Origin of the sequence: Streptomyces sp. NPDC048291 (assembly GCF_043201715.1) — a bacterium.
Lineage (GTDB): Bacteria > Actinomycetota > Actinomycetes > Streptomycetales > Streptomycetaceae > Streptomyces.
Genome location: NZ_JBICZC010000012.1, coordinates 151,894 through 165,500 on the forward strand (window position 1 = coordinate 151,894; position 13,607 = coordinate 165,500).

12 protein-coding genes are annotated in these 13,607 nt (G+C 73.3%); 7 read left to right on the forward strand and 5 right to left on the reverse strand.

The annotated features are described in order from the left end of the window. Positions 1–62 precede the first annotated feature (62 nt). Entirely contained in the window at positions 63–599 is a 537-nt protein-coding gene (locus ACGF5O_RS31365) for a hypothetical protein (RefSeq protein WP_393813252.1), read from the reverse strand. 50 nt (positions 600–649) lie between these two features. Here ACGF5O_RS31365 and ACGF5O_RS31370 point away from each other — a divergent pair, with 50 nt between their 5' ends. Continuing rightward, the gene (locus ACGF5O_RS31370; RefSeq protein ID WP_393813253.1) at positions 650–1,468 is read left to right on the forward strand and encodes an SDR family NAD(P)-dependent oxidoreductase; all 819 of its coding nucleotides are present in this window, start codon (positions 650–652) and stop codon (positions 1,466–1,468) included. Here the strand turns inward: ACGF5O_RS31370 and ACGF5O_RS31375 are convergent. Beyond that, positions 1,454–2,848 carry a pyridoxal phosphate-dependent decarboxylase family protein gene (locus tag ACGF5O_RS31375; protein WP_393813254.1) on the reverse strand — a complete coding sequence of 465 codons (1,395 nt, stop codon included), beginning with the start codon at positions 2,846–2,848 and terminating at the stop codon, positions 1,454–1,456. The genes ACGF5O_RS31370 and ACGF5O_RS31375 overlap by 15 nt on opposite strands. Before the next feature lie 193 nt (positions 2,849–3,041). Between ACGF5O_RS31375 and ACGF5O_RS31380 the strand changes: the two genes are divergently transcribed. Beyond that, positions 3,042–3,737 (forward strand): L,D-transpeptidase family protein, encoded by a 696-nt coding sequence (locus ACGF5O_RS31380; protein WP_393813255.1) that lies wholly within the window; start codon positions 3,042–3,044, stop codon positions 3,735–3,737. Between the two features lie 43 nt (positions 3,738–3,780). On the opposite strand, the gene ACGF5O_RS31385 is transcribed toward ACGF5O_RS31380, so the two are convergent. Beyond that, positions 3,781–4,980 (reverse strand): Gfo/Idh/MocA family protein, encoded by a 1,200-nt coding sequence (locus ACGF5O_RS31385; protein ID WP_393813256.1) that lies wholly within the window; start codon positions 4,978–4,980, stop codon positions 3,781–3,783. Positions 4,981–5,121: 141 nt separating this feature from the next. Here ACGF5O_RS31385 and ACGF5O_RS31390 point away from each other — a divergent pair, with 141 nt between their 5' ends. Together ACGF5O_RS31390 and ACGF5O_RS31395 are read left to right on the forward strand one after the other, a co-directional pair. Next, complete coding sequence (locus tag ACGF5O_RS31390) at positions 5,122–6,270, forward strand: ROK family protein (RefSeq protein ID WP_393813257.1); 1,149 nt, start codon at positions 5,122–5,124, stop codon at positions 6,268–6,270. A gap of 153 nt (positions 6,271–6,423) precedes the next feature. Beyond that, entirely contained in the window at positions 6,424–6,579 is a 156-nt protein-coding gene (locus tag ACGF5O_RS31395) for a hypothetical protein (RefSeq protein WP_351500593.1), read from the forward strand. A 107-nt stretch (positions 6,580–6,686) separates the two neighbouring features. On the opposite strand, the gene ACGF5O_RS31400 is transcribed toward ACGF5O_RS31395, so the two are convergent. Further along, complete coding sequence (locus ACGF5O_RS31400) at positions 6,687–8,063, reverse strand: S1 family peptidase (RefSeq protein ID WP_393813258.1); 1,377 nt, start codon at positions 8,061–8,063, stop codon at positions 6,687–6,689. 190 nt (positions 8,064–8,253) lie between these two features. On the opposite strand from ACGF5O_RS31400, the gene ACGF5O_RS31405 reads away from it, so the two are divergent. From ACGF5O_RS31405 to ACGF5O_RS31415, 3 genes are all read left to right on the forward strand, one after another. Beyond that, a complete protein-coding gene (locus ACGF5O_RS31405) occupies positions 8,254–9,426 on the forward strand; it encodes a MalY/PatB family protein (RefSeq protein WP_393813259.1) in 1,173 nt (390 codons plus the stop codon). A 31-nt stretch (positions 9,427–9,457) separates the two neighbouring features. Then, positions 9,458–10,216 carry a type 1 glutamine amidotransferase domain-containing protein gene (locus ACGF5O_RS31410; RefSeq protein WP_393813260.1) on the forward strand — a complete coding sequence of 253 codons (759 nt, stop codon included), beginning with the start codon at positions 9,458–9,460 and terminating at the stop codon, positions 10,214–10,216. Positions 10,217–10,326: 110 nt separating this feature from the next. Continuing rightward, positions 10,327–10,722: a PPOX class F420-dependent oxidoreductase gene (locus ACGF5O_RS31415; RefSeq protein ID WP_393813261.1), complete on the forward strand. Its 396-nt coding sequence runs from the start codon at positions 10,327–10,329 to the stop codon at positions 10,720–10,722. 33 nt (positions 10,723–10,755) lie between these two features. On the opposite strand, the gene ACGF5O_RS31420 is transcribed toward ACGF5O_RS31415, so the two are convergent. Continuing rightward, entirely contained in the window at positions 10,756–13,524 is a 2,769-nt protein-coding gene (locus ACGF5O_RS31420) for a hypothetical protein (RefSeq protein WP_393813262.1), read from the reverse strand. Positions 13,525–13,607: the final 83 nt, after the last annotated feature.

Sequence of the window (13,607 nt, forward strand, 5' to 3'; positions counted from 1 at the left end):
CCGCACGCGAAGTCGGCTTCCGCGGAGGGCCCGCCACCGGCCTCCGCGGAACCGGCCCGCCCTCAGCCGTCGGACGCCGGCCGGGTGGGCCAGAGCGCCGGGTGCCCCGGAGGCAGCGCGAGATCCTCGCGTACGGCGGTGTAGTACCGCTCCCGGCAGGCCCGTTGCCGGGCCAGCAGGTCCTGCCAGGCGTCCGGGTCGACCGCCCCGGAGCGCATGAACCGTTCCATGGCCATCACCGCGGTCACCCACTCCCGCGCCTGCTCCACCACCTCCCGGCTGCCCAGCATGATCAGGGCCTCCCCGGCCGGATCACGGCCGTCGGTGGCCGCCGCCAGCTGCGGCTCGGCCTCGGCCGGGGAGATCGGGTGCGGATGCGGGTCGTTGCCGAGATGGGCGGCGACCCGGTAGGTGAGGTTCACCGTCTTCTTCAGCGCCCGCGCGTAGTCGCTGTACACGGCGAGCCGCCGCTCCTCCCAGCGCGCCTCCTGTTCCCGCCTGAACCGCGCCCGGTCACCCCGCACCACCGCGAGATACGAACCGAGCGCGCCGATCACGACGCCTATCAGGGTGGGGAGTTGCTGCAGGAGCGCGGTCATGGGCGCACGGTATCTGTCCTGTTGATCGTCCGGCCCGTACGGTCGTCGTCATGACCGGACTGACTCGCTTTGCCGGACACGGAGTTCTCGTCACGGGCGCGGCCCGCGGCATCGGCGCGGCTGTCGCCCGCCGACTGGCCGAGGAGGGCGCACGGGTGCTGGCGGCCGACCGGGACCTGCCCGAGGCGGAGCGGACCACGGCCGTGCTGCGCGAACAGGGGCTGGCGGTTGCGGCGTTCGCCTGCGACGTCGCCGACCGGGACTCGGTGGAGGCGGCCGTCGAGCGGGCCGTCGCCTCCTTCGGCACCCTGGACGTGCTGGTGAACTGCGCCGCGCACTGCACCCCGGACGTCCCCCGCTTCGAGGACCAGCAGGACGACGCGTGGGCCCTGGACCTCGACATCACGCTCACCGGCGTCCACCGCTGCTGCCGGGCCGCCCTCCCGCATCTCGCCGCCTCCGGCCGTGGCGCGATCGTCAGCATCGGATCCGTCAACGCCCGGGCCGACTTCGGCAACCACGCCTACAGCGCCGCCAAGGCCGGCCTCGCCTCCCTGACCCGCACCCTCGCCGGGCACGCGGCCCCCCGCGGGGTGCGGGTCAACCTGGTGGAGCCGGGCACGGTCCGCACCTCGGCCTGGGCGGACCGGGAGGACGAACTCGACGCCGTCCGCCCGCTGTACCCGCTCGGCCGGGTCGGCGAACCCGAGGACATCGCCGCCGCCGTCGCCTTCCTCGCCTCCCGCGACGCCGCCTGGATCACCGGCACCACGCTGAGTGTCGACGGCGGACTCACCGCTGTGCACAGCGGGTTCCACGCGGCGCTGCACCCGCACCGGGAGGCCCGGCAGGGGTCAGAGAGCAGCTGAGGCGGCCGCGAGGACGGCCAGCACCCGCCGGGTGTCGTCCCCGGTGGTCCGCCAGTTGCTGAACGCCGCCCGCAGCGCGGGCACCCCGCCGTACACCGTCGGCGTCAGGAACGCCTCCCCGGACGCGGCGACCGACCGGGCCAGGGCGGTCACCCTTTCCTGGGTGGGCTGTTCGGCGAGGGTGAAGCAGACGACGTTGAGCCGGACCGGGGCGAGCAGGCGCAGGGCGGGCAGCTCATCGATGCCGTCGCCCAGGCGGCGGGCCTCGGTGACGTTGCGCTCGACGATCTCGCGGTGCCCGTCCCGGCCGTACGCCGTCAGCGCGAACCAGGCCGGGAGCGCCCGCATCCGGCGGGAGTTCTCCGGGGTCAGGTGCAGGAAGTCCGGGGTGCCGGTCGGCGCGCCGAGGTAGGGGGACTCGTTCTGGAAGACGGCCACCTGGAGGTCGCGGCGGCGGGTGAACTGGACGGCCGCGTCGTAGGGGACGTTCAGCCACTTGTGCAGGTCGACACAGACCGAGTCGGCCGCGTCGAGACCGGCGACGAGCGGGGCGTGGGCGGGGGACAGGGCGGCGAAGGCGCCGAACGCGGCGTCCACGTGCAGCCAGAAGCCGTACCGCTCCTTCAGCGCGGCGATCGCCCGCAGGTCGTCGAAGTCGACGGTGTTCACCGTGCCCGCGTTGGCGACGACGATCGCCGGCCGCCCCTCCAGGGCGGCCAGCGCCGCGTCGAGCGCGGTCACGTCCACCGCCTCCCGGTTGCCGGGCAGCAGCGGGACCTGCCGCAGCCGGTCCCGGCCGATGCCGAGCACCGACAGCGCCTTGCCGACGCTGGAGTGCGGGCTGCCGGAGAGCACGTCGACCGGGCCGAGCGCGGCGGCCCCGGCCCGCGCGACGTCCACCCCGAGCCGCTCGCCGAGCCATTCCCGGGCGATGGCCAGGCCGACCGTGTTCGACATCGTGGCGCCGGTCACGAACGCCCCGCTGTGCGCCTCGCCGAGCCCGAACAGCTCGGCCAGCCAGGACACGGTCTCGCGCTCCAGGGCGGCGCCCCAGGAGCCGGCGTCGCCGGACAGGTTCTGGTCGTAGGCGGAGGTCAGCCAGTCGCCGGCGAGGGAGGCGGGGGTCACACCGCCGGTGACGAAACCGAGGTAGCGTGGTCCGGCTGAGGCGGACATTCCCGGCGCCCACCGCTCGTTGAACCGGGCCAGCGCGCCGGCCCCGCCCTCCCCCCGCTCGGGCAGCGGCGCCCGCGCGGGTGCGGGCCCGACGGCGGCCACCGGCCGCTCGGGCGACCCGGCAGCCGCACGGGCGGCCACGTCGCGGGCGGACTGGAGGAGTTCGGGAAGCCGGGCGAGATCGCCGGCGAGCGCGGGGTGCATGACCCGCACACTAGGTCGGCCACGACGCTGTGGCGCGGGCCACTTCAGGGTAGGTGGACCGATGTCGGCCCGGTCGGCCGCGGCGGCCAAGTTAACCGTTTCGTCACAGCCGGCCCCGGGCTACAACCAATGCCGCGCATCGGGCGGTCCAGTACGACGAGACCACAGCGCAGGAAAAGGAGACAGACGTCATATGGGGGACATACGCAGACGAAGTGCGGTAGTGCTCGGTGTCACGGGCCTTGTGGCGCCGCTCACGCTCGCCCTCACCTCGGCTCCGGCGCAGGCGGCGAGCTGCACCACGCAGGCCGGGCCGTACCAGAAGCAGGTCGAGAAGTTCCTCGGCCGGCCGGTCGACGGCAGGCAGTCCACGGCCGACTGCAAGGCGATCCAGGCCTTCCAGAACAAGCACGGCATCACGCCCGCCGTCGGGTACGCGGGTCCCGTCACCTGGGGCGTGATGGACCTGATGAACAAGCAGAAGGCCGTCGGGAACAAGCCCAACAAGGCCGGCAAGTGCCCGACGAACAAGGGACGCATCGCCTGCGTCAACCTCACGCTCCAGCTGAGCTGGATCCAGGACGGCAACAAGCTGGTCTACGGCCCGGTGCCGGTCCGTACCGGCCGGAACGGGTTCGAGACCCGGACCGGTCTGAAGAAGATCTACTGGCGTGACATCGACCACGTCTCGTCCGTCTACAACGTGCCGATGCCCTACAGCCAGTTCTTCGACGGCGGCCAGGCCTTCCACTCGGTGAGTCTGAGCATGTGGAACCCGCCGGGCTCGCACGGCTGCGTCAACATGACCCCCACCACGGCCAAGAAGTACTGGTCGCTGCTGAAGACCGGCGACGACGTCTACGTCTACGGCCGCAAGCCGGGCACCTGACGGCACCCGGCCCGCGCCGCCGGCTCCGGCCGGCGGCTCCGGCTCAGCTCTCCGGGGCGTCCCCGAAGTCCGGGATCTCCAGCCTGGCCCCGCCCTGCCGCGCGGACTCGTGCGCGACGATGCCCGGCAGGGTGTAGCGGGCCGCGACCCACGCGTTGACCGACGGCAGGCTGCGCGTGTTGACGGCGGTCACGAAGTCGTCCACCAGGAAGTGGTGGCTGCCCTCGTGTCCGTTGTGCAGCGTGTCGAACTCCCGCGGCAGCCGCGCCCGGTCGTGCACCGGCGCCGACCCGGAGGTGAAGGCGGCCCGCAGCTCCGGCGCGATGTGCTGGAGCGAGGGGTCGTCGGGGGACATGGTGGGCTTGGGTTCGAGCAGCTCGCTGATGTCGTGGACGCCCTTCTTGTCCTGCCACAGGGCCACCGTCGCCAGCTGCTCCATGCTGGCCTCCGTGCCGAAGAACCGGAAGCGGGACTCACGGATGTGGGACGGGTAGCCCACCCGCCGGAACTCGTTGGTGCGGAACGAGCCGCCGCCGGCCACCTCGAACAGCGCGGTCGCGTTGGACACGTCGTTGCCGAACTGGCTGACCTCCTTGTCGAAGACGCCGTCGCCGCGGTCGTCGGTGACACCGATCGCCGACACGCTCACGGCGTGCGTCTGCCAGGCGCCGAGCACCCCGCCCACCGCGTGCGTCGGGTAGAGCAGCGGGGGATAGCTGGCGGTCGCCTTCCAGTTCTCGCCGCCGCTGTAGCGGTAGGCGTCGTAGAAGCCGAGGTCCATGTCGTGGACGTAGTCGCCCTCGGCGTAGAAGAGCCGCCCGAAGGCGCCCTCGGCGATCTGGTTGCGGGCGTGCACGGTGGCCGGGTTGTACTGGCTGGTCTCGCCCATCATGTACGTCAGCCCGGTCGCCTTGACCGTGTCGATGATCGCGGCGATCTCCTCGGTGGTGATCGCCATGGGGACCGCGGAGTACACGTGCTTGCCGGCGTTCAGGCCCTGGAGGACCAGCGGGCCGTGCGTCCAGCGCTGGGTGAAGATCGCCACCGCGTCGACGTCGGACTCCAGCATGGCCTCGTACGACGGGAAGGTGCCCGCCAGACCCTGGGCGGCGGCGAGCTTCTCCGCCCGCTCGGGCAGCAGGTCGGTGACGTACACGTCGCCGACGCCGGGATGGGCCTGGAACAGCGTGGCGAACTGGCCGGAGAACTGTCCGGCGCCGACGATGCCGAGTGAGAAAGTCATGGAGGTTACTTTCGCCGCGGAAGAATCTTGGCGTCAAGGGGCGGAAGGAAGTCGGAAAGGTGCGAGCAGGGCGCTTATGCGGCGCACCCGGCGCACAGTAGGGTGGCTTGGTTGCTTCAGTTCCGGAAGAAAAGGGAAGCTGTGACCGACTGGCTGCCGCTGAGCTCCGCGGAGCGCTCCGTGGCGATCGAGGTGCTCGTCCACGGCCCGCTGTCGCGCACCGAGCTGGCCCGTCGGCTGAACCTCTCCCAGGGCAGCCTCACCCGCCTCACCAAGCCGCTCATCGAGTCCGGCCTGCTCGTCGAGGCCCCCTGGGCGGGTGCCCCGGCGGAGGCGCGCCAGGGCCGGCCCTCGCAGCCGCTCGCCGTGGTCGCCGAGTCCCGGTCCTTCATCGGCTTCAAGATCACCGACGAGATGGCCTACGCCGTCGTCACCAGCCTCAGGAGCGACATCGTCGCCCGCCTCGACCGGCCGCTCGCCGGCCATGACCCCGAGTACGTCGCCGACCTGCTGGCCGCCATGACCGCCGAGCTCGTCGCCCGCCACCCCGCCGTCGCGGGCATCGGCATCGGCGTCGGCGGGTTCGTGCGCGAGTACGCGGTGGTCGGCGAGTCGCCCTACCTGTCCTGGCGCGACGTCCCGCTGGCCGGGCTGGTCGGCGAGCGCACCGGGCTGCCGGTCGTCGTGGAGAACGACGTGGCCGCCCTGGTCGAGGCCGAGACCTGGTTCGGCGCCGGCCGCGGACTCGACCGCTTCGTCGTGCTGACCATCGGCGCCGGCATCGGCTACGGCCTGGTGCTCGGCGGCAAGCGGGTCCCCTGCGCCGAGGAGGACCGCGGCTTCGGGCGGCACTGGATCATCGACCCGCTGGGCCCGCTCACCCCGCAGGGCGAGCGCGGCAGCGCCGTGTCGCTGCTCACCATCCCCAGCATCCGCTACCAGGTCCGGGCCGCCACCGGCCGCGACGCGTCGTACGAGGAGATCCTCGCCGGCGCCGCCGCGGGCGAGCCGATGGCCGCCCGGGTGATCGGCGAGGCCGGCCGGGCGCTGGGCACACTGCTCGCGCAGATCGCCAACTTCGTGATGCCGCAGAAGATCCTGCTGGCCGGGGAGGGGGTCGGCCTGATGGAGGTGGCCGGCGACACGGTGCGCGAGACGGTCCGCGCCCACCGGCACCCGCTCGCCGCCCCGCTCGGACTGGAGACCAAGGTCTCCGACTTCCACGACTGGGCGCGGGGTGCGGCCGTCCTGGCGATCCAGGTTCTGGTGCTCGGCCGGGCCGGTGGCTGAACTGCCGTTTCCGCAGGTGCGGGCGGTGCCGGACCGCATCGAACTCCCGCCTGTGCTTGACATATTGACGTGACGAGTAACACGGTCCGATATGTCCGTATCGGTCGTACTTACTCACGGCGCCTTCACGCCTACCGGCATATGCTTCACACCATGTCCACCACTGTTGAAACCGTCACCGAGCGATCGGCCGACGAGGTCAACGAGGAGATCCGGGCCCTGTGGCTCCGGTCGGGCGGGACACTGAGCACCGAGCAGCGCGAGGAGTACCAGCGGCTCGTCCTCGAATGGGCGGCGGCGACCCCGTAGCAGCCGGGCCAGCCGGCCCGACCGCCCGTCCCGGGCACCCGCAGCGGCCGGGTGCCCTTCTCGTCGGACCTCGCGCGGCAGACCCCGCGCCGCCCCCCGCCATCCCGTCAGCCCCAAGTGGCCGAGTAGTAGCGCTGGTAGGCCTTGCGGTCCTGCTCGGCGCGGATGAAGCGCGTGCCCACCAGCGCGATCAGGCTGCCCCCGATCACCAGCAGACCCGGACCGACGTTGCGGGTGTCCGTGAGCCGGGCGACCAGACTGGTGTCGTCCCCGGTGACCGGCGCCGTCGAACCCGGCGAGGCCGCGCTCGGCGCGATGGCGCTGTGGTTGGCCGACGCGGACGGCGCGGGCGTCGCGCCCTGCGCCCCGGCCGCCTGCTTGGTCACGATCAGCTGCACGTTCAGCGCCGCCATCGCCCGCGTCACCGGCTGGAAGAACGTCACCCCGCCCGTGGTGCAGTCGCCGCTGCCGCCCGAGGTCACCCCCAGCGCGATGCCGTTGGAGAACAACGGGCCGCCGCTGTCGCCCGGTTCGGCGCACACGTTGGTCTGGATGAGCCCGGTGACCGTGCCCTCCGGGTAGTTGACGGTCGCGTTCAGCGCGGTCACCGTGCCGTCGTGCAGACCGCTGGTGGAGCCGCTGCGGAACACCTTCTCGCCGACCGTCGGATCGGCAGCCCCCGTGATCCGCACGCCCTGGCCGTTGCCGATCGCGACCACGTCCGGGTTGTCACCGGCCTTCCCGTTCGCGTACTGGATCAGCGAGAAGTCGTTGCCCGGGAACTGCGTGTCGATCGTGGTGCCCACCTGCTGGTCGTTGCCCTGGCCCTCGTCGAACCAGATGGTGTTGGCGGGGCCGCAGTGACCGGCGGTGAGGATGAAATCGGTGGTCCCGTTGGTGACGTTGAACCCGGCCGAACAACGGCCGCCCGTCGACAGGATGGGCTGCGCCCCGTTCAGCCGGGTGGTGAACTTCCCCTCGGAGCGCTGCATCTGCACAAAACCGCCGATGTCCGCCGCGACCCGGCTCAGGTCCGACCAGTCGGAGGCGGAGACCGTGCTGTCGGCCTCCACCGTCACCCGGTTCGTCTTGTAGTCCACCACCCACGCCGTGCCGGCCACCCGCGGCGCGGCCTTCAGCGTGGCGGTGGCCGCCTTCAGCTCGTTCATGCTGTGCGACACCATCTTGGGCTCGGCGCCCGCCTGCTTCACCATCGCCGCGGCCCCGGCATCGGTCACCGCGACCACCGGCCTGCCGTCGGCGCCGATCCAGCTGCCCGCCGTACGGGCGGTGCCGAGCTTCGCCACCAGCGCCGCCCCGGCGTCACCGGCCGCGGTCGCGGAGCCCGAGCTGAACGGGACGGCGGACGTGCCGGGAGTCTCGCTCGCCATGGCCGTGGTGACCATCGCGCCTCCCAGAAGGAGTCCGCCGACCGCCGCCAGCTGTGTCCCCCGCCGGACGACCCGTCGTCGTGCGTGCCTCATCCATGGCTCCCGAAACCCCGAACGCGCGGTGCCTGCACCGCGGGGCCCTCCGGTCGTCGAGCGCCCTGCTCTCCATACGTCGGCGGCCCCCAGGACGTTCACAGCGTTGGTGATCTTTACGATCCCGTGGCAGTGCGGCGCGGCCGTACGCCTCGTTCCCGGCCCCGCCGCAGCCGCCTATCTTGAGCCCATGACCAGCATCCCGCAGGAGAATCCGGGCGAACCGAACCCGCTGCGCGCCCTCACCCTCGACCGGCTGCGATGTCGTACCAGCATGAAGTGGCGCACCTATCCCGAGGACGTGCTCCCGGTCTGGGTGGCCGAGATGGACGTACCGCTCGCCCCGGCGGTCGTCCGCGCGGTCACGGACGCGATGGAACTCGGCGACACCGGCTACCCGGCCGGCACCGCCTACGCCGAGGCGCTCGCCGCGTTCGCCGCGAAACGCTGGGGCTGGGACGGGCTCGACGCGGCCCGCACCGCGATCGTCCCCGACGTGATGCTCGGCGTCGTCGAGATGCTGAGACTCGTCACCGGGCCCGGCGACCCGGTGGTCGTCAACTCGCCGGTGTACCCGCCGTTCTACCAGTTCGTCGCACACATGGACCGGCAGGTGGTGGAGGCCCCGCTCGGCGGCGACGGCCGGATCGACCCCGACGTGCTGGAGGCGGCGTTCCGCGGGCTCGGCGGCCGGCGGGCCGGCTACCTGCTGTGCAGCCCGCACAACCCGACCGGCACCGTCCACACCGCCGGTGAACTCACCGCCGTCAGCGCGCTCGCCGAGCGGTACGGCGTCCGGGTCGTCGCCGACGAGATCCACGCCCCGCTCACCGCCACGGGCGTCGGCTTCGTGCCGTACCTGAGCGTGCCGGGCGCCGAACGCGGGCTGTCCCTGATGTCGGCGTCCAAGGCCTGGAACCTCGCGGGCCTCAAGGCCGCCCTCGCCGTGGCCGGGCCCGGGGCCGCCGCCGACCTCGCCCGGCTGCCCGAGGAGGTCAGCCACGGCCCGAGCCACGTCGGCGTCATCGCCCACACGACCGCCCTGACCGACGGCACCGCCTGGCTGGACGCCCTGCTCGCGGGCCTCGACGAGAACCGGCGCCTGCTCGCCGACCTGATCGACCGCCGGCTGCCCGGCATCCGGTACCGGCCCGCCGAGGCCACCTACCTCGCCTGGCTCGACTGCCGCGCCCTCGGCCTCGGCGACGATCCGGCCGAGGTCTTCCTGGAGCGCGGCCGGGTCGCCGTCAACTCCGGCCTCCGCTTCGGCACCGGCGGCGCCGGGCACGTCCGGTTCAACCTCGCCACCTCGCCCGAGGTGATCACGGAGGCGGTACGGCGGATGGCGGCGGCGCTCGTGTGAGGTGTGACCGTGCGGCTGACATCATGGCCGCATGCGTGTGCTGATGCCGCTTCCCGACCGGGACTTCGACGTGACCGAGGTGGCCGTGCCCTGGCGGGAGCTGACCCGGGCCGGCCACCAGGTCGTCTTCGCCACCGAACGCGCCGGCACCCGGCCCGCGGCCGACCCACGGCTGCTCACCGGCGTCCTGTTCGGACAGCTCGGCGCCGAGGACGAACCCAAGCGCTTCTACGAACAGCTCACCGCCGCGCCGGAGTTCACCGCCACGGCCGCCTGGTCCGACCTCGACGTCACCGGCTTCGACGGGCTGCTGCTGCCCGGCGGGCACGCGCCCGGCATGCGCCAGTACCTCGGCTCGTCCGAACTGCGCGACCAGGTGCGGAAGTTCTGGGCACTGGGCCGTCCGGTCGGCGCGATCTGCCACGGCGTCCTCGTGCTCGCCCGCACCCGGGACCCGGAGACCGGGCGCAGCGTCCTGTCCGGCCGCCGCACCACCTGCCTGCCCAAGTACATGGAACGTACGGCCTACTTGACCACCGGCTGGCGTCTCGGCCGCTACTACCGCACCTACCCCGCGTACGTCGAGGACGAGGTGCGCGGCGCCCTCGCCGATCCGGCAGGCCGGTTCGAGCGGGGTCCCCGTGAGCTCACCCGGCGCGGCACGGCGACCGACGACAGCCACGCGTTCGTCGTCGAGGACGGCACGTATCTGTCGGCCCGGTGGCCCGGTGACGCGTATCTGTTCGCGCGGAGGTATCTCGAACTACTTGAGGGGCGTGCGGACGCCTGAGCACTCCCCTGGTTTGCCCGTTCGCCGACCGCGGGTCGGTGGGGGCCGGTCGCGCAGTTCCCCAGCGCCCCTTTGGGGCGCTGCCCGCGCCGTCGGCCTAGACTCCGGGCATGGACGACATCACCGGTACGGCCCTGGACCGGCTCGGCGCCGGCAAGTACCTTCTGGTCACCAGTTACCGCAAGGACGGCACCCCCGTGCCCACGCCGGTGTGGGTGGTGCGGGACGGGGACGCGCTCGGGGTCTGGACGGTCGCCGACTCGTTCAAGGTCAAGCGCATCCGCCGCCGCGCCGACGTCACGGTCGGCACCTGTGACGTGCGAGGCAACCCGACCGGCGACCCCGTCCCGGCCACCGCCGAGATCACCGACGCGGCCACCGCCGCCCGCTACCGCGGTCTCATCGCCCGCAAGTACGGCGTCTCCGGCCGCCTCGTCCTGCTCGGCAGCAGGCTGCGCCGGGGCAGTGAGGGCACGCTCGGCATCCGGGTGACCCTGAAGCCCTGAGGAGGCCGGGACCTCCTCAGGGCGCGCGGAGCGCTACGAGGCGTCCAGCACCGTTCCGGTGAGCGTCAGACCGCCGGGCAGGGGCTTGCCGTCGTCGTCCGCCTGCTGGAAGGTCACCGACTCGGCCGGTTCCGTGACCTGGTCCCGTACGGTGGGCACGGTCACGTCGAGGCCGGTCTGCCCGGCGGGCACGTCCAGCCACAGGTACAGGCCGTCGACCTGGGACAGCGGGCGTTCCGGATCCGGATCCGCGCCGGAGGCGTTTGCCAGCCAGGCCGGGTCGACGTCCTTGGTGGACAGCTCCGTGCCGCCGCTGCCGGCCGGCACCGGCACGAACAGGGCGGCGATGTCCGTGTCCGCGGTCTCCGACAGCGAGATCCGCCATTTCAGGGCCGAGCCCTCGGTCACCCGGTCCGCGAGCGGGGTCACGGTGACGGTGGGCGCCGGGTCGTCGTCGTGCACGGTCACCCCGCCCAGGTAGGAGCCGACGACCGCCCCGTGGACGGCCTTGACCAGCACGTCGTACGGCACGTCGGCGCCGTAGCGGGTGTTGCCCCGTACCTTCACCGGCACGTCGACGCCGTGGCCGCCGGGCCGCACGGTGACCAGGCGGTCCTTCGCGGTTCCGGTCGCCGGGTCGACGACGTACACCCGGACCTGGCCGCTGCCCCGCCCGGACACCCGCACCGGGACGTGGTAGGTCCGGACACCCGAGTCGCCCTCGTCGACCGTGAGCCGGCCGAGGTCGACGCGCGGCAGCCCGGCCGCGTGGACCGCGGGGGTGCCCGGCCGCCAGCCCCAGGCGTCCATCAGCCAGGCCCGTCCGGAGCCCGAACGCGGCGTCAGTCCAAGGGAAGTGACCGACCGCAGGTCGAGGCCGGCCCGGTGGGCGGCGGTCAGCGGGACGCGCAGTTCGCGCGCCCAGTAGGACGCGGTGCGGTCGCTGCCGGGCAGTCCGTCGACGCGGACCCGGCCCAGCGTGGCCTTTCGGCCGTGGCTGTCGGTGACGGACACGTCGAGGGCGGTGCCCCGGGAGTTCGGCGGCACGAAGACCCGCAGCGCGAGTGCGTCGGCACCGGAGAGCGACACCGGCCGCGCCACCCGGACGCGGGCCGGGGTTCCGGCGGACGTCCAGCGCAGCGCGATCGCGTGCCGGCCGGACTCCCGTGCCGTCTCCCACTGCGCGAAGTGCGGCGAGGCACCCGTGGCGCCCTCGCCCAGGCAGGCCACCGCCGGGTCCGGATCGACCGCCGAGCACAGCCGGCCACCGGTCACGGTCACCTTGCCGTCCGGCAGGAACCCGGCACCGCGGTTCGCGCCGACCGCGTGGCCGAGCACCCGCGCCGGGTCCGCGGACGGCGCCCGCCGCCCCGAACCGTCAAGCAGCGGACGGACCTTGTCGTCGCCCGCGACGAACAGCCGGGCCGCCGCCGCGATGTACGTCGAGCCCGCCCGGTGCTGCTGGCCGGCGGTCAGCCGGGTCGCGGCACCCGGGGAGCAGACCGGGTCCGGGTGGTCCGGGTCGTCGAAGAAGTCGTCCTCCGCGGGGGCCTGCGCCTGCCCCGGCGTCCACTCGGTGTTGAAGAAGTTGTGGTCGGCGCCGATCACGTACACCGCGCTGTGCAGGGCCTTGCCGCTGCTGACGCCGCGGGTGCCGTCGACGTACACCTCGCCCTGGAGGTCGGAGACGTCGCCGTCGCAGCCCGGCAGGATCGTGAGCGACGGCACGTCCGGGACCGGGTTCTGGCCGAAGACGGTCGGGCCGATCAGCACGGTCCCGCTGATGTGCCAGCGCACCCTGCCGTGGTAGCCGTCCTGGTCCGCCGGCGGCGGGTACAGGCTGTCCAGCGCCGCCCGGTCGACACCCTCGCCGCCGCGCGAGTGGCCGATCAGCAGCACGCGGGAGAGGTCGGCGCGGGGGGACTCGCGCACGATCGGGGGTGCGTGGCGAGGGTCGTGCGCCCAGTCGGCCCAGTGCGCGAGGTGCAGCCGGATCAGGGACGAACGGGCCTGTGCGCCGCCGTCCTCGGCCTGCCAGTCCTGGCCGTTGATCCCGTCGGCCGAGATCGACACCGTCAGGTAGCCCTGGGAGGCCAGCAGTTGCTGGTCACGCAGGTAACCCCGGTGGCTCGGTACGGGGAGCGTGCCGGCCGGACACGGCCAGGCGCCGGAGGCGTCGTCGGAGCCGCCGTGCGGGGCGTAGCAGGTGGCGTGGCGGCCGTGCAGGAACAGCGCGAGCGGGCGGGGCCCGGCGGCCCCGGTGGGCGCGACCACCACGGCCTGCATCTCGACCGGGACGGAGAACCCGGGAAGCCGCACCGACTTGAGCCGGTACGAGCCCGTCTTCGTCCGGTATGGGCCGGGTCTGCCCGGGTCCACCGGATTGGCCGGCAGCGGGGCCGGGGGCCGCACCGCCGCCGGTGGCGTGGCCGCGGGCGCGCTCGGCCGGGAGTCCAACCGGCGTCCACCGGACCAGACCTGAAGGTTCTTCAGCGCCCCCGCCCGGGCCCCGTCCAGGCCGAGCCGGAAGGTGCGCCCGTCCCGCTCAGGCTCCGGCACCCCCAACAGGCGCCCGCCCGCACGGAATTCGACCCGCGCGTCCCCCATCGGCACGCGGCTGCCGGACCGCCACACCAACTGGGGGGCCTGCCGCCCCTGGTCGATGTGCCAGCCCGGTGGCAGCTTCCCGTCGGACGTGGCTGCGACCGGGGCCTGTCGAGCGTGCGCGGTGGTGCCGGACACTCCTCCCACGAGCGCGAGCACCGCCGCCGCGGTGACCCATATGCGCCGGGTACGGACCAATGTTCCCTCCTCCTCGGACCGCGAGCACGGGCCACCCGGGCGGTCCCGGAGAGCCCCTCGCGCTCCGGAGGAGGGGGAATGGA